Below are 15633 nucleotides of genomic sequence, written 5' to 3' on the forward strand. Positions count from 1 at the left end.
CAGCCTATCCGGGGCACCGGCCGGAATGGCCTACAGGTCCAGGACGAGACGCCCGCCCCGGCAGCGCGAGACGCAGATCAGCATCGAGTCGCCCCGCTCGTCGTCGGTCAGCAGCTCATCGCGATGGTCGATCTCACCCTCCAGGACCCGCTGTTGGCAGGTCCCGCAGAACCCCTGCTCGCAGGAGTACGCGACATGGGGCAGCTCCGCGCGGACGGCGGCCAGCACCGACTGCCCGGCCGCGACCGGCACCGTGCGCCCGCTGCGCCGCAACTCCACCTCGAACGCCTCTGAGCTCGCACCGGGGCCCGTCGCGGCCGAGAACCGCTCCAGGTGCAGCGGGTGTCCCTCGGGCAGCGCGGCGGCGACGGCGTCCATCAGCGGCTCCGGCCCGCAGCAGTAGACCGCGGTGTCCGGGGCGAGGTCCGCCAGCGCCCCCGCCACGTCCGGGTGCCCGGCCTCGTCCTGGGCGACGACCGTGACCCGGTCCCCGTCCGCGCCGAGCTTCTCGACCTCCTCCAGGAACGGCATCGACGCCCGCGACCGGCCCCCGTACAGCAGCCGCCACTCGGCCCCCGACGCGGCCAGCGACCGCAGCATCGGCAGGACCGGGGTGATCCCGATGCCGCCGACGACGAAGACGTAAGCCGGAGCCTCGGCCAGCGGGAAACGATTGCGCGGCCCGCGCACCTCCACCTCCAGGCCCTCCTGGAGCTGTTCGTGCACCTCCCGCGACCCGCCCCGGCCGTCCTCCACCAGCCGGGTCGCCACGGTGTACGCACCGCTGTCCGCCGGGTCGCCGCACAGCGAGTACTGCCGCACCAGACCGGACGGCAGCACCAGATCCAGATGGGCCCCCGGCTCCCAGGACGGCAGCCCGACGCCTTCCAGCCGGAGCTGCACGACACCGTCGGCGACCTCGCTCCGCCCGGTGATCAGCAGCCGGCGGACCGAGGTCGCGCGCCGCTGGGAGTGTCCCGATATCGGCTCGGGCAGGGCGGGCAGCGGCCACAGCGGCGACCGGGCGATCCGGCGCTTCAGGGCCCGCCGGGTGAGCAGGGCGACGCCGGAGACGAGCACGACCGTACGCAGTCGGGGCAGGGCCATGGTCAGGACCTCTCCGTCGTGGCGGCCTCGGCGGCGAGGGCGGCGGGGGAGCGGGTCAGATAGTCCACGGCCTGGGCCGTACTGCCCTCCTGCGAGGGGTGGTAGGACCGGCTGAGATAGCTGGGGACGGACCGCAGGATCGCCCCCGTGCTGGGCAGCGTGCCCTGCTTCCCGCTCGCGTGGAACGCCCTGAACGAGGCCTTGCCGTCCAGCAGCGTGGGGTCGTTCTCCATGAAGAAGCGGGTGCCGCGCTGCCAGAGGAACACCAGAGCGGAGAACGCCGCCGCCCAGGTGCGCACCCGCCGCCGGTAGCCGCCGTCCACGTGCATGAAGACGTCGAAGGCCACCGACCGGTGCTCGACCTCCTCCGCCCCGTGCCAGCGCAGCAGGTCGAGCATGGTCGGGTCCGCGCCCCGGCGGTCCAGCGCCTCGGCGTTGAGGACCCAGTCACCGAGGAACGCGGTGTAGTGCTCGATCGCCGCGATCGTCGCCACCCGCTCCATCAGCCACCACTTGGAGGCCCGCCCCGGCGGCAGGGTCCGGTCCCCGAGCAGCTTCTCGAAGAACCAGTCGACCTGCGCGGTGTACGGGGTCGGGTCGAGGCCCAACTCCCGCAGATGCGGCAGAACGTCGTCGTGCGCCTGCGAGTGCACCGCCTCCTGCCCGATGAACCCGATGACGTCCTCGCGCAGTTGGTCGTCATGGATGTACGGGAGTATCTGCCGGTAGACGTGGATGAACCAGCGCTCGCCGGCCGGGAGCAGCAGATGGAGCACGTTGATGGTGTGCGTGGTGAACGGGTCGCCCGGCACCCAGTGCAGGGGCGTCTTCTCCCAGGCGAAGGACACCTTGCGGGCCTTGAGGGGCGTCCGCTCCGACGCGACCGCCGCTGGCTGCGTGTTAGACATGGTGTCAATGTACTGACGGGTATGCGGGGGGACCAGAGGCGTGCAGAGATTTCCGTGCGGTTCCGCGAGGCCCCGCGCGATGATTGCCTGTATGACGAAACCTGTGCAGGCCCGGTCCTTCGACGCGATCGCCGCCGCCTACGACGCGCACCGCCCCAGCTACCCGCCCGCCCTGTTCGACGCGATCGAGGAGCTGGCCGGGCTGCCGCTCGCCGGAGCCCGGGTCGCGGACGTCGGGGCGGGCACCGGTCTCGGCACGGCCCGGATGTACGAGCGCGGGGCCCGGGTCACCGCGGTGGAACCGGGCGACGGGATGGCCGGGCAGTTCCGGCGGAGCCTGCCGGACGTGCCCCTGGTCCGGGGCGACGGGAACAACCTCCCGCTGCGGACCGGCTCCATGGACCTGATCACGTACGCCCAGGCCTGGCACTGGACCGACCCGGCCCGCTCGATACCCGAGGCCCGCCGGGTGCTGCGGCCGGGCGGGGCGCTCGCCCTGTGGTGGAACGACAGCGACCCGTCCGTGGAGTGGCTGGTCGACCAGGAGAACCGGATGCGGGTCTTCTTCGGGGTGGACGTTCCCGCCGTCCCGTCCCACCGGGCCCGCTTCCGGGCCGCGCTGCCCGACGGGTTGGACTTCCGCACCCGGCAGGTGGAGTGGAGCCGCCGTGTCCCGGTCGACGCCCATGTCGCCAACATGGCCACCCACTCCGACTTCCTGATCGGTGACCCGGTCGAGGTCCGCGATTTCTTCGACCGCGAACGGGCTCTGCTGGCCGCCCTGTTCCCCGACGGCGAGGTCGAGGAGGCCTATCTCGTGAGTCTTGCCGTAGCCCACCCCTGAACCCGGATTCGGGTGCAGGATGGCCCGATGGCGACAGAACCGGAAGGGCGAGGCGCACGGCGCGGCAGGGTAACCGCGGTGGTCCTGGCGGGAGTTCTGCTCCTGGCCGGGTGCAGTGCGGAACCGGCCGACGACGGCGCGGGACAGCAGCGGCCCACGCCGAAGCCGGCCGCGACGGGCACGCTGGAGCAACTGGCCAAGAAGGCCGGCTGCGACCCGAACGTGCAGACCGACGCGGCCGAGCTCCGGCAGGCCAACTGCAGGACGGACGAAGGGCGTTACGTCCTCACCACCTTCGCCACCGACCGCGGGCAGCGGGAGTGGATCAACGAGGCCAAGGACTACGGCGGTTCGTACCTCGTCGGACGGCGGTGGGTGGCCGTCGGCGAACCGGACGTGGTCGCGGCGCTGCGCGGCCGGCTCGGGGGGACGGTGGAGACCGCCTCGCCTCACCACTCGGGGGACAGTGGCGGAGGGGGGAGCGAGGACGGGCACTCCGGTCACCACCCGGGCTGACCGCGCAGGTTCACGGGGGCCGCACGCGCCGCGTCAGCGGCAGCGGCGGCCGTCGTTGATGCACCGCACCATCTTCTTCATCAGCCCGCTGTCGAAGACGTTGATGAAGTCACCGTGATCGGTGATGGGCTTGTGCAACTGTTCCGGGAAGGAGTCGACGGCGAAGCCCGGCCCCGGCGGCACGTCGTAGACGATGCGCTGCACCAGTTGCGGCACCGCCCGGAACCCGTTCGGGCACCGCCCGTTCTCCTGGGCGAACGCCACATGGGTGCGGTGGTTGGCGCTGTCGGTGTTCTGCCCGTCCCAGCAGTTCTGGAAGGCGAACGTCCGCACCACCTGACTGCCCTCGGGACAGATCGGGTACTTGTCCGTCAGTTGCCGGTCCTCGAATCCGGTGCAGCTCCACGAGGCGTTGGCGTTGGCGTCGCCGTTGGTGAACGCCTTCGCGTCCCCGGTGATGATCCGCAGGAAGCGCGGCATCGCGGTGACCCTGCCGACGGGCGAGCCGACGAACTTCAGCGTCACCTCGGACGGCGTCTGGATCTCCCCGACGTTCTGGTCCCGGCCGCCGCCGTCGGCGTCCACGTCGTTCTCGTCCTGCCCGTTCTGCAGACGCAGGACGGGCCAGTAGTAGGTCGACCGGTCGCCCTGATTGCGGCAGGTGGTCGCGCCGTCCGCCAGATCGTCGTCGCTCGCGAAGGCGTCGTTGGCCTGGTTGCCGATGTAATCGTGCATATGGTGCGCACCGTTGCTCACGCCGGGCGCGACGATGACGTTGTCCGGGTTGAACTTCCCGTTCTCATTACGGCCGCAGTCGGTGGTGAAGGTGCCCCGGGACGCGCCGCGGCGCTGACGGGGCCGGTCCACGTTGGGTTGTACGGACTGGATATCGACGAAGTCGGAGGCCTCCGGCCCGTTGCCGCCCTGGCCGCCCTGCCCGGGGTCCTCGCCCTGGCCGGGGTCCTGGCCGCCCGGGTCCTGGCCACCGTCCTGCCCCTGTCCTTCGTTCTGGCCCTGATTCTGGCCCTGATTCTGCCCTTGGTCCTGGCCTTGGCCGTCGTCCTGACCGCCGTTGCCGTTGCCGTCGCCGCTATCACCGTCACCGTCGTTCCCGTTCCCGGTTCCGGGGCGGCTGTCGTCGGCGCGCAGGCTGCATCCGGCGAGGCTCTCCAGCCCCGCCGGCCGCTCGCCCACCCGCCCGATCGCGATGCCGATGCGGTCGAGGCTGGCCGTCCGCTTGCTGCGCAACGGGCCGAGCACGGCGTTCTCCGCCAGCCCGGGATCCTGGGCTATCTGCTCCTTCCGGTCCGCGAACTGCCGGTAGGCGTCGGTGATCTGGGTATCCATCGCCGCGAGTTCACGGTCGACCTCCCCGCGTGCCTGATCCGGCACCTCGGGCAGTCCGTTCACGGCTTCGGGGCAGTCGATGGTGGACATCTGGCGGCCGGCGTTCTGCGTCCGCGGGGGCGGAGAACCGGACGGCCCTTCTCCCGCGGATGCATAGACATTGACCGCGACCAGCCCACCTCCCCCCAGGATCAGGGCTGCGGAGGCGGCAATGGCCCGGTTGGCCAGTGTGGAACGTTTCTTGCGCGATGTGCGTCGCATGGGACTCCTCTGCTTCGAGGGAGAAGCGTGACGTCCCATACGCGCGGGTCCCGCGGCCCGTTCAGCCCTCCGGCCGATTCGTGCGAAGCTCCAGCCGGAAAGCGTCCCGAACCACCGGCTCTCAGGCGAAGGCGGCCAATGGGGCGTCCACCGGCGCTCCGGTGAGCCGGTTGGCCAGGGTCGACAGGGTGTACGCGCCGATGCCCAGGACCACTTCGAGGGCGTTCTGTTCGGTGTAGCCGTACGCCAGGAAGTCCCGCAGGACCGCGTCGTCCACCGCCCCCGCCGAGGCGAGCACCTCCAGGGTGAACCGCCGTACGGCTTCCAGGCGTTCGTCCGGCAGCGGGGCCCCTGTACGGTCACGGTCGCGCAGGGCCGAGATCAGCGCCGGGTCGGCGTCCAGGGCGGTCAGCTTCGCGGTGTGCATCGCGACGCAGAGGTGACAGTCGTTGCGGGTGGCCATCGTCATGATCAGGACCTCGCGGGAGAGCGGGTCCAGGGTGCAGGCCTCGAAGATCGCGCTGATCTTCAGGAAGCCGTCCAGAGTGTGGGGCGAGGCGGCGAGCCGGGCGATGGCGGTGGGCCGGTAGCCCAGCCGCTCCGTCACCGCCTCCATGGCGCGCCGCGACGCGGGCGGGGCGGTCTCGGGGGTGAGATCGGGAAAGGGCATGACGGACCTCTCGGTGCGGGAGCGCCTAGGATCGACAATATGGTTGACGAAAAAAAGGTAAACCAGGTTGTCGAGTCCCGCAATGGCTTTGAGCTGCCGCTGCTCCTCTTCGCCGGGTTCCGCTCGATCATCGACGCCCTGCACCGGGACCTGGCCGAGCACGGACACCCCGGGACCCGGCCCGCGTACGGCTTCGCCCTCCAGGCGGTGGGACGCGACGGCGCGGCCATCAGCGAGATCGGGCGGCGGCTCGGGGTCTCCAAGCAGGCCGCCGGGAAGACCGTCGAAAAGCTGGAGACGCTCGGTTACGTGGAGCGCGCCCCGGACCCCGCCGACGGCCGGCGCACCCTGATCCACCTCACCCCGCACGGCCTCGACCTGCTGACCCGGTCCGCCGAGGGCTTCGACCGGCTGCGGGCGGACTGGGCCCGGACGCTCGGCGAGGAGCGGCTGGCCGCCCTGGAGCGGGACCTGCGCACGATGGCCCCCGGCGGCGCGTTCCGGCTGGACGCGGCGGGCTGGTTCACGGGCTGAGCGGAGGTCCGGGGCGTGACGGTGCCCGTGGGTCAGCCGTGGTCCAGATACGCCAGCACCGCGAGCACCCGCCGGTTGTCGTCGTCCGACGGGGGCAGGTCGAGCTTGCCGAAGATGTTCGACGTGTGCTTGGCCACCGCCCGCTCCGTGATCACCAGTTGCGAGGCGATGGCCGCGTTCGAGCGGCCCTGGGCCACCAGTTCCATCACCTCCCGCTCGCGCGGGGTGAGGCCGCCCATCGGCTTGTCCTGCGAACGGCGGGACAGGAGCTGGGAGATGACCTGTGGGTCCATCGCCGTGCCGCCCGCCGCCACCCGCCGTACGGCGTCGATGAACTGGTCCGCGTCGAAGACCCGGTCCTTCAGCAGATAGCCGATGCCGCCGTTGCCGTCCGCCAGCAACTCCCGGGCGTACAACTGCTCCACGTGCTGCGAGAGCACCAGCACCGGAAGCCCCGGACGGGCCCGGCGGGCGGCCAGGGCGCACTGGAGGCCCTCGTCCGTGTGGGACGGCGGGAGCCGGACGTCGACGACGGCGACGTCCGGCTCCAACTCGGCCAGTGCTTTGGTCAGTTCGGGCCCGGTCTCCACAGCCGCGGCGATCTCGAAGTCGTACGCCTCCAGCATGCGCACCAGGCCGTCGCGCAACAGGAAGAGATCTTCGGCTAGGACAACTCGCAAGGAATCTCCATGGTCACCATGGTGGGACCGCCTGCGGGACTGCTGACGGCCAGTACGCCGTCGAATGTACCCAGTCGTCGTTCGATTCCGCTCAGTCCCGAGCCCGATCCGAGCACCGCACCGCCCTTGCCGTCGTCCGTCACGGAAATCCGGAGCATCCCCTCCGTGTGGTGCAGGTCCACGTAGATCCGCTCGGCCTCCGCGTGCTTCACCGTGTTCGTCAGGGCCTCGCTGACCGCGAAGTACGCCGCCGACTCCACCGGGGCCTCCGCCCGCCCCGACAGCTCCACCGTCACCTCGGAGGCGACCGGCAGCCGCAGGGCCAGCGCCTTGACCGCGTCGCCGAGGCCCCGCTCCGCGAGGACCGGCGGGTGGATGCCCCGGACCAGATCACGGAGCTCGGTCAGCGCCTCCGCCGACGACTCCCGGGCCATCGCCAGCATCTTCTTCGCCTGCGCCGGGTCCTTCTCGATCAGCGCCTCGATCGTGCCCAGGTTCATGCCCATCGCGACCAGCCGGGCCTGCGCCCCGTCGTGCAGATCCCGCTCGATGCGGCGCAGCTCGGTGGCCGCCGTGTCCACGGCCTCGTGCCGGGTCTCGGTCAGCCGCTGGACGCGCTGCTCCAGCTCCTGGTCCTGGGTGGGGGCGAGCAGCGCCCGGGCGAGCAGGAAGTGCGATCGCAGCAGCGGCCTGCTCGCCCACATCCCGAAGTGGAAGAGCACGACCCCCAGCGCCAGCGCGGCGAGTGCGGTCAGCTGGCTGTCCACCGGCACGAACCCGTACCAGTACGGGTCGTCGCGGAACACGCGCCACAGGCCGGCCGCCAGGACGAGCCCCTCGACCGGGTAGATCATCAGGCCCGCCGCCAGGAACGCCACCACCGTGCCGGCCGTCATGTCGACCAGCAGCCACTGCAGGTCCCGCCAGGTCGCCGGGTCCTTCAGCATCAGCGTCGTGCGCTCCACCTGACCCGTCACGCCCGTCCGCAGGTCCTTCGGCATCGGCCGGTACGGGACCGGAATCCGTACGTCCGACCAGGTCACCGCCCACAGCCGCCGCTGGTTGGCGTGCTTGCGGACCGCCTCCAGCACCACCGGGGTGGTGAACACCCCGATGCCCAGCAGGATGAAGGAGATCGAGAGCACCGCGAGGACGAACAGGGTGATGGACCCCGCAAGACCCACGACGGACAGGAACAGCCCCCGCCCCGCCGCCACCATCGACGGCCGCAGCCGTTCCGAGAACACCTTCATCGTGGTCCCTCTCCCCATCACCGGCCCCGGGCTGGTTCCCGGTCCGGGTGCCAGTCTCACCCGGACCATCCCCGTCGCGGCAGCCGGTCCGCCACCCGGCGGGGGTGTACCTGGCACCACCCCCGGATCCGCCCCCTACACCTCCGTGACCGGGGGCTTCGACGGCTGGGGCGGACCACGTCCGATTCCTAGATTCGAAGCGTCCCGATCCACTTACCCGACGCTTACCTCTGGGGGAGAGACCACATGAGGCGTAACCTCGCCGCACGCATCGGCGTGTGGAGCACACACCACCGCAAGACGGCCATTCTCGGCTGGCTGCTCTTCGTCGTGCTCGCCACGGGCGTCGGCGGGGCCACCGGCATGGTCGAGATGACCAACGCGGAGAACGGCGCCGGCGAGTCCGCCCGCGCCGAACAGATCCTCCTCGACGCCGGACTCGACAAGCCCGCGGGCGAACTCGTCATGGTCTCCGCCCCCGCAGCGGGCGACTGGAAGCCGGCCGCCCAGGCCCTCGCCACCGCCGTACGGGAGACCGGCGAGGCACAGAACATCGCCCCGCCGCTCGCCTCCGAGGACGGCAAGGACGCCCTGATCACCTTCGACATGAAGGGCGAGGCCGCCACCTCGTCCGACCGGATCCAGCCCGTCCTGGACGCCGTCGCCGCCGTCGGCAAGGACCACCCGGACGTCGAGATCCACCAGTTCGGCGAGGCCAGCGCGGGCAAGTGGCTCGGCGACCTGCTGGCCGAGGACTTCAAGAAGGCCGAGTTCACCGCCGTACCCCTGGCCCTCGGCATCCTCCTCGTCGCCTTCGGCGCGGTGGTCGCCGCCCTGCTTCCGGTCGGGCTCGCCCTCACCGCCTGCATGGCCGCCTTCGGCCTCCTCTCGATCGCCAGCCACCAGCTGCACCTGTTCCAGACCACGTACTCCGTGATGTTCCTGATGGGCTTCGCCGTCGGCGTCGACTACTGCCTCTTCTACCTCCGCCGCGAACGCGACGAGCGCGCCGCCGGACGGGACGCCGAGACCGCCCTGCGCATCGCCGCCGCCACCAGCGGCCGGGCCGTCCTCGTCTCCGGCCTCACCGTGATGGTCGCGATGGGCGGCATGTTCCTCTCCGGGCTCCTGCTCTTCAAGGGCTTCGCCCTCGCCACGATCATCGTCGTGTTCATCGCCATGCTCGGCTCGGTCACCGTCCTGCCCGCCCTGCTCTCCTGGCTCGGCGACCGCATCGACGCGGGCCGCATCCCGCTGCTGAACCGCCGCGCCAAGCACGGTCAGGCCGGCAGCGGCCGTATCGTCGGCCGGGTGCTCGGCCCCGTCCTCGCCCGGCCCCGCACCTTCGCCGTCGCCGCCGTCGTCCTGCTGCTCGCCCTCGCCGCGCCCGCTCTCGGCATGAAGACCGAATCCCTCGGCCTGGAGAAGCAGTTCGGCTCCGACTCGCAGCTCTCCATCGCCTACAACCGCATCACCGACAGCTTCCCCGGCGGCCCCGCCCCCGCCCTCGTCGTCGTCACCGCGCCCGACATCACCGCCCCGGAGGTCAAGAAGGCCCTCGACGGCTTCGAGGACGTCACCGTCCACCGGGACAAGAACGTCGCCGAGATCGAGATCCCCCTCCCGGGCGGCACCGCCGACCTCACCGAACTCCGCGAGAAGAGCCTGCCCGCGGCCTTCGACGGCACCGGGGCGAAGGCCCACGTCACCGGCGAGACCGCGGGCTCCGTCGACTTCAACGACCAACTGCGGCGCGGCATCGTCCCGGTCTTCGCCTTCATCACGGCGGTCACCTTCCTGCTGATGCTGTTCTGCTTCCGCAGCTACGTCATCGCCCTGACGTCCATCGCCCTCAACCTGCTCTCGGTGGCCGCCTCCTACGGGGTGATGACCGCCGTCTTCCAGCACGGCTGGGGCGCCTCCCTCATCGGTTCGGAGGGGGTCGGCGCGATCGAGTCGTGGATGCCGCTGTTCGTCCTCGTCGTCCTGTTCGGCCTGTCCATGGACTACCACGTCTTCGTCGTCTCCCGGATCCGCGAGGCGCGCGGCACCGGCCTGGACAACCGGTCCGCGATCGAGACCGGCATCCGCCGCACGGCCGGCGCGGTCACCGGAGCGGCGGCCATCATGGTCGCGGTGTTCGCGGTGTTCGGGACCCTGTCCATGCAGGACATGCAGCAGATGGGCGTCGGCCTCGCCGTCGCGGTGCTGCTGGACGCCACCGTCGTACGGATGGTGCTGCTGCCCTCCGTGATGCTGCTCCTGGGCGAGCGCAACTGGCGCACCCCGCGCGGCCTCTCGCGGCTGCCGAGCCTGGAGGACGACGAGCCGGGCGAACTCGTGCGCGACACCGTACGGGTCTGAGAGCGCGCGGGTCCGAGAACGCGCGGGTACGCGAACACCGGGGCGGCCCCGGACCACGGTGAGGAGGAACCGTGGTCCGGGGCCGCCGGACGTGCTGTGCGGGGGGTGCGGGGCAACCGGTCCGTCAGGGCGTGTACTTGTACCCGACCCGGCGGACCGTCTGGATCGAACGGCGGTACTCCGCACCGAGCTTGCGGCGCAGCCGGGCGATATGGACGTCGACGGTGCGCCCGTCGCCCACATGCCCGTAACCCCACACCGTCGTCACCAGCTGGTCGCGGGTGTGCACCCGGTGCGGGTGTGCCACCAGATGGGCCAGCAGCTCGAACTCCAGGTACGTGAGGTCGAGGGCGACACCGTCGACCGAGGCCGTACGCCGGGTGGCGTCGATCCGGACCGGACCGGTGGGCGCCTTCTCGCCGGCGACCGGGCCGGAGGCGGGCTGCTGGGGGAACGGCGAGGTGCCCGCCCGGTGCTGGGAGGCGGCGACGGCCCCCGCGAGCGCGGGCTGCTGGTCGGCCGGCACGAGCACCAGGTAACCGATCATCGGCGGCTGGCCGGGCAGGGCGGGCAGGGTGTGCTGCGGGGCGGGCAGCCAGGTCGCCCCGGGCGGCAGGAACCCGGCCACGTCGGCCGGCACGGCGACCTCGTCGCGGTCGACCGCGCGCAGCCGGTGCCGGTTCGGGTGAGCGGGGAGGGAGCGGGCGGTGGGGTGGGCCGCAGCGGGCGCCGGGGACGCCGCGGTGGCGGCGGACGCGGCGGAGAAGGTACGGGTGTTCGCCATGAGGGTCAGCTCTTTCGCGCGAGGAGTCGTCAGGGACGGACTTACGTCGTGCGCGCGGACCGAAGGCCGGGGTGAGCGGCTTTAGTGGGCCTGCGCGTTCCACGCGCGGCAACACACCCGGTCGAAATCATGGTGCTGACGGGAAGGCCAGAACGGTTCGAGGTCGCTGCGACCCGACGCGATGTGCTGGTAGCTGGCCATGTGCTCCATTGAAGCAGACATTGCGGCGGTGCATCAGACTCCTCTCACCCGTCGATACGGACCCTTTGCGTTACGTTCCTCACGCCCGGCCGTCACGACCCATGCGGGAGGGGCCCGCCGGCGAACCGGCGGGCCCCTCTTTCCGTGACGTGCGGCGGGATCAGACCTGGTCGGCCTTCTCCAGCGCGGTGCAGCAGGTGTCGACGATCAGCCGCGTGACGACGTACGGGTCGACGTTGGCGTTCGGACGACGGTCCTCGATGTAACCCTTCCGGTCCTGCTCGACCTGCCACGGGATACGGACCGAGGCGCCGCGGTTGGAGACGCCGTAGCTGTACTCGTTCCACGGGGCGGTCTCGTGCAGGCCGGTGAGCCGGTCGTCGATGCCCGCACCGTAGTTCTTCACGTGGTCCAGCGGCTTGGAGCCCTCGCCCAGCGACTCGCACGCGGTGATGATCGCGTCGTAGCCCTCGCGCATCGCCCTGGTCGAGAAGTTGGTGTGCGCGCCCGCGCCGTTCCAGTCGCCCTTGACCGGCTTCGGGTCCAGGGTCGCGGAGACGTCGAAGTCCTCGGCGGTGCGGTAGAGCAGCCAACGGGCCACCCACAGCTGGTCGGAGACCTCCAGCGGCGACAGCGGGCCCACCTGGAACTCCCACTGGCCGGGCATGACCTCGGCGTTGATGCCGGAGATCCCGAGCCCCGCCGTCAGGCAGTTGTCGAGGTGCTTCTCCACGATGTCGCGGCCGAAGATCTCGTCCGCGCCGACACCGCAGTAGTAGCCGCCCTGCGCGGCGGGGAAGCCGCCCTCGGGGAAGCCGAGCGGCCGGTGGCCGTCGAAGAAGGTGTACTCCTGCTCGATACCGAAGATCGGGGCCTGGCCCGCGAACTGCTCGGCGACCGGACGCAGCGCGGCACGGGTGTTGGACTCGTGCGGCGTCATGTCGATGTTGAAGACCTCGCACAGCACGAGGACGTCGTCACCGCCGCGGATCGGGTCCGGACAGGTGAAGACGGGCTTCAGTACCCGGTCGGACGCGTGGCCCTCGGCCTGGTTCGTGCTGGAACCGTCGAAGCCCCAGATGGGCAGCTCCGCCACGTCCCCCGACGGCGTGCCGTCCATGATCTTCGTCTTGGAGCGAAGCTTGGCGGTCGGCGCGGTGCCGTCTATCCAGATGTACTCAGCCTTGAACGTCACGGACGCCATCCTTTGCGGGTGCAGCGGTCTATGCAGCGCAGCTTGGCAAGACGCGATTTCCCGTCCGTTGCCCGGATGTGAACCCCGTGTTACCGAGGTTTCCTGTGTTTCGCCCGTGGCGCCCCGGGAGCCCACGGGGGCCTCGGGAGTGCTCACACGTTGCCCTTGAGAAGCGCCGAGAACCCGGCCGCCCGCAGCCGGCGCACCAGCTCCTCCCGGCTCGACCCCAGCGCGGCGGCCGCCGCGTCCAGCCGCCAGTCGGCCCCGGCCACGGTCCGCAGCAGATGGCCCCGGCGGATCTGGGCGTCCGAGAGCCGGAACGTCTTGAGATAGGCGACCCGCCCCTTGTGGTCGGTGATCGTCTCCCCGATGTGCTGCCCGCCCGTGTCCCGGACGAACGGCGGCAGGAAACGCCACAGGGTGAAGGACTTCATCCGGTACACCTGGTCGAACGCGTACGAGGAGTCCAGCAGCTCCCGCGCGAACAGGGTGCCGTGCGCCTCCTCCCACACCCGCTCCTGAGCCCGCGCGGCCGCCCGCAGCTCACCGAGGTCACGGATGTGCTCCTCGCCCCCGATCCGCACCGGCAGCTCCGGCACCGGCGCCCCGTACAGCGCGTACTGGTGCACCAGCTCCCCGTAGAGGTCCTCCACCAGCGAGGCGTGGAGAAGGCGGTAGTCGTCCGGGTGCGGGACGACGAAGGCGGCGGCGAGCGCGTCGGAGACGTACACCATCACCCCGCACTGCCCCGGGTGGATCTCGAAGATCCGCAGCGCGTCCGCGAGCCCGCGCACCGACCGCCCGAGGTAGGCGTCCTCGGCGCGCGGCGACAGCCCGTCGCGCAGGGCCGTGCGCGACCACTCCTCCCAGGCGGTCGACGGCCCGCCGAAGTGCAGCGCGAGATAACCCTCCAGCGCCAGATGCAGCGGCAGGAACCGCAACCGGTCGCCGGGCCGCCGCTTGGCCAGCCGGTGGTGGGGCACCGGCGGCAGCGACATCGCCCGGGGCGCACCGCCGCCGGTGCCGCCGCCACCGCCGCCGAACTGGGTGCCGTACGCGGCCGACTGCCGGCCCGCCTCCGGGGCCCGGCCGTCCTCGCCCGACCAGTCGGCGACCAGACCGTGCGGAATGTACGAGATATAGCGGTCCCGGGACCCGAGCTCGACGATCCCCGCGCCGAGACCCTCGTACACCTCGCGGTGCAGCCGCAGCCCCTCCACCGGCGCCGCACGGACCAGCGGGACGAGCCGGACACCGCCCCACACCTGCGCGGGCCGGGCGGTGAGCCCGGTCAGCTCCAGCCGGTTCACGCGACCACCCCTTGCCCTGCGCCTGCGCCTTGCCTTGCGCCTTGCCCTGCGCCTTCGCTGTCCCGTTGGCCGTCTCGTCGGCCGTCTCGTTCGCCTTCTCCGGTGAACCGGGCCACGCGCCGGTCCAGATACGCGTACAGCTCCGCCGGCCCCGTGCGCCCCTCCGCGAACCGGGCGATCTCCACCAGGGCGGGCAGATCCTCCGCGTCCCGGATCCCGGCGGTCGCCACCCCCGCCGCCAGCCGCCGCACGTCGAAACCCTCCGCGTCGTATACGGGGTTGACGTGCACCACCGCCGTCCGCCGCTCCGGATCCAGCCGGCGCCGCCACACCCGCAGCACCTCGCCGGCCAGGCCCGCCGGGGCGTTGTCCCAGCCGTCCGAGACGATCACCAGCCGGTCCGGGGCCGCCCCGCCCGCCCCCGGCTCCAGCGCGTCCAGGACCCGCATCCCCAACGGGGTCGGCCCCCACGGACGTACGAGCAGGGCGTCGCCCGCACCCGAGGTCCACAGCCCCCGGTACGCGCCGGGTGCGGCGAGCGCCGCCAGCAGATGGTGGCAGGCCAGCGCCACGGCGAGCGGCCGCCGCCGCTTCTGTCCCGACCCGGACGAGGAGAAGCTGTCGTCCAGCACCGCGTGCACCCGCCCCCAGCTCCCCGCATGCACGCCCGCCGCCCGGCGGGCCGCCGCGCGCAGGGCGCCGGTCAGCTCGGCGCGCCGCTCGGCACGCTGCTCGAAGCCGAGCGACAGCACATACAGGGCGAGCCGGGTCAGCGGCATCACGGTCAGATCCACCTGCGCGGCCGCCGGAGCGTTCGGCCGCCGGTCGGCCGCCGCCCGCTGCTCCTGGGTACGCAGCCGCTCCAGCCGGGTCATCCGGGGCGCGGCCCGCTTCAGGAACACCTCGCGCTTCATCCCGTGCTTGGCGGCGAACCCCTCCGCGACGGTGAACGGCAGCTCGGCCACGCCCCCCTGCTCGTAGTGGGCGCGCCGCCAGGCGTCGAGCATCCCGTGCTCGTAACGCGGCAGCCGCCCGGGCCGGAACAGGAACGCCCCGACCTCGGCGAGCGGTCCGGCCCCCTCGGGGCAGGGCAGATGGATGTGCCGGGCGGCGGTCTTCAGCCCGGCCCGGTACTTCACGGCGTCATGGCCCAGGTCCGGCCGGGCCGCCAGCCAGTCCCGCATGATCGCGCGCGTCCGCCGGTTGTTGACCCCGGCCCGGCGCAGCTCGCCGAAGATCCGGTAGACGCGCGGCGGCGGCAGCAGTGAGAGCCGGGCGGCGATCAGCCGCCCCTCGGCGCGCCGCTCCTCGGGGCTCGCCTCGCCCGCCGTCTCCAGCAGCCGGCGCACGATGAGCGCCGCGTTGTGGTGGTTGATGTCCAGGGCCAGTGAAGCCGCGTACACCCGGCGGTAGTTGACCCGTACGTAGGTGTGCAGGAAGTCCAGGGAGAACTGCTGGTCGGCAGCGCCCGAGCGGAACTCGCGCTGGCCGGTCGCGGTGATCGCCGCGTTCACGAAGAGCAGGACGTCCTCGGCGGCCACGAGGTCGGCGGGGCGGTCGGCGACGCGGTCGGCGGGGCTTTCGGGCGTGTTCATGGTCGTCCCCCGGGAGGCTGGAGTGCCGGCCGGGGAATAGAGGCGCGAACAACGAAATCATCGC

14 protein-coding genes are annotated in these 15633 nt (G+C 71.8%); 4 read left to right on the plus strand and 10 right to left on the minus strand.

The window, feature by feature from the left end:
- Nucleotides 1-30: 30 nt before the first annotated feature.
- Both ACIQPT_RS11590 and ACIQPT_RS11595 read right to left on the minus strand, forming a co-directional pair.
- Nucleotides 31-1107: a PDR/VanB family oxidoreductase gene (locus tag ACIQPT_RS11590; protein WP_401154989.1), complete on the minus strand. Its 1077-nt coding sequence runs from the start codon at nucleotides 1105-1107 to the stop codon at nucleotides 31-33.
- 2 nt (nucleotides 1108-1109) lie between these two features.
- Entirely contained in the window at nucleotides 1110-2015 is a 906-nt protein-coding gene (locus ACIQPT_RS11595; protein WP_401154991.1) for a metal-dependent hydrolase, read from the minus strand.
- Nucleotides 2016-2106: 91 nt separating this feature from the next.
- Here ACIQPT_RS11595 and ACIQPT_RS11600 point away from each other — a divergent pair, with 91 nt between their 5' ends.
- Together ACIQPT_RS11600 and ACIQPT_RS11605 are read left to right on the plus strand one after the other, a co-directional pair.
- On the plus strand, nucleotides 2107-2859 hold the full coding sequence (locus ACIQPT_RS11600) for a class I SAM-dependent methyltransferase (RefSeq protein WP_401154993.1): 753 nt from the start codon (nucleotides 2107-2109) through the stop codon (nucleotides 2857-2859).
- Between the two features lie 27 nt (nucleotides 2860-2886).
- Complete coding sequence (locus ACIQPT_RS11605; protein WP_401154995.1) at nucleotides 2887-3375, plus strand: hypothetical protein; 489 nt, start codon at nucleotides 2887-2889, stop codon at nucleotides 3373-3375.
- Nucleotides 3376-3408: 33 nt separating this feature from the next.
- On the opposite strand, the gene ACIQPT_RS11610 is transcribed toward ACIQPT_RS11605, so the two are convergent.
- Entirely contained in the window at nucleotides 3409-4983 is a 1575-nt protein-coding gene (locus tag ACIQPT_RS11610; RefSeq protein ID WP_401154997.1) for a DUF1996 domain-containing protein, read from the minus strand.
- Nucleotides 4984-5104: 121 nt separating this feature from the next.
- Nucleotides 5105-5653 (minus strand): carboxymuconolactone decarboxylase family protein, encoded by a 549-nt coding sequence (locus ACIQPT_RS11615; RefSeq protein WP_401154999.1) that lies wholly within the window; start codon nucleotides 5651-5653, stop codon nucleotides 5105-5107.
- A 39-nt stretch (nucleotides 5654-5692) separates the two neighbouring features.
- Here ACIQPT_RS11615 and ACIQPT_RS11620 point away from each other — a divergent pair, with 39 nt between their 5' ends.
- Nucleotides 5693-6187 (plus strand): MarR family winged helix-turn-helix transcriptional regulator, encoded by a 495-nt coding sequence (locus ACIQPT_RS11620; protein WP_401155001.1) that lies wholly within the window; start codon nucleotides 5693-5695, stop codon nucleotides 6185-6187.
- A 32-nt stretch (nucleotides 6188-6219) separates the two neighbouring features.
- On the opposite strand, the gene ACIQPT_RS11625 is transcribed toward ACIQPT_RS11620, so the two are convergent.
- Both ACIQPT_RS11625 and ACIQPT_RS11630 read right to left on the minus strand, forming a co-directional pair.
- Entirely contained in the window at nucleotides 6220-6867 is a 648-nt protein-coding gene (locus tag ACIQPT_RS11625; RefSeq protein ID WP_007454938.1) for a response regulator transcription factor, read from the minus strand.
- Entirely contained in the window at nucleotides 6852-8120 is a 1269-nt protein-coding gene (locus ACIQPT_RS11630; protein WP_401155003.1) for a sensor histidine kinase, read from the minus strand. Before ACIQPT_RS11630 ends, ACIQPT_RS11625 begins: the two co-directional genes overlap by 16 nt.
- Before the next feature lie 246 nt (nucleotides 8121-8366).
- On the opposite strand from ACIQPT_RS11630, the gene ACIQPT_RS11635 reads away from it, so the two are divergent.
- Nucleotides 8367-10484, plus strand: a complete 2118-nt coding sequence (locus tag ACIQPT_RS11635; RefSeq protein ID WP_401155005.1) for an MMPL family transporter — start codon at nucleotides 8367-8369, stop codon at nucleotides 10482-10484.
- Between the two features lie 124 nt (nucleotides 10485-10608).
- Here ACIQPT_RS11635 and ACIQPT_RS11640 read toward each other — a convergent pair whose 3' ends face one another.
- The 4 genes from ACIQPT_RS11640 to ACIQPT_RS11655 form a co-directional block, all read right to left on the minus strand.
- Entirely contained in the window at nucleotides 10609-11268 is a 660-nt protein-coding gene (locus ACIQPT_RS11640) for a winged helix-turn-helix domain-containing protein (RefSeq protein ID WP_401155007.1), read from the minus strand.
- Nucleotides 11269-11629: 361 nt separating this feature from the next.
- On the minus strand, nucleotides 11630-12664 hold the full coding sequence (glnII, locus tag ACIQPT_RS11645; protein WP_401155009.1) for a glutamine synthetase: 1035 nt from the start codon (nucleotides 12662-12664) through the stop codon (nucleotides 11630-11632).
- A gap of 152 nt (nucleotides 12665-12816) precedes the next feature.
- A complete protein-coding gene (locus ACIQPT_RS11650) occupies nucleotides 12817-13974 on the minus strand; it encodes an ARPP-2 domain-containing protein (RefSeq protein ID WP_401155011.1) in 1158 nt (385 codons plus the stop codon).
- On the minus strand, nucleotides 13971-15569 hold the full coding sequence (locus ACIQPT_RS11655) for a hypothetical protein (RefSeq protein WP_401155013.1): 1599 nt from the start codon (nucleotides 15567-15569) through the stop codon (nucleotides 13971-13973). The genes ACIQPT_RS11650 and ACIQPT_RS11655 overlap by 4 nt, the downstream gene beginning before the upstream one ends.
- Between the last annotated feature and the right edge of the window lie 64 nt (nucleotides 15570-15633).

The organism is Streptomyces sp. NPDC091289, from assembly GCF_044757365.1.
In the GTDB taxonomy this organism is placed as follows: domain Bacteria; phylum Actinomycetota; class Actinomycetes; order Streptomycetales; family Streptomycetaceae; genus Streptomyces.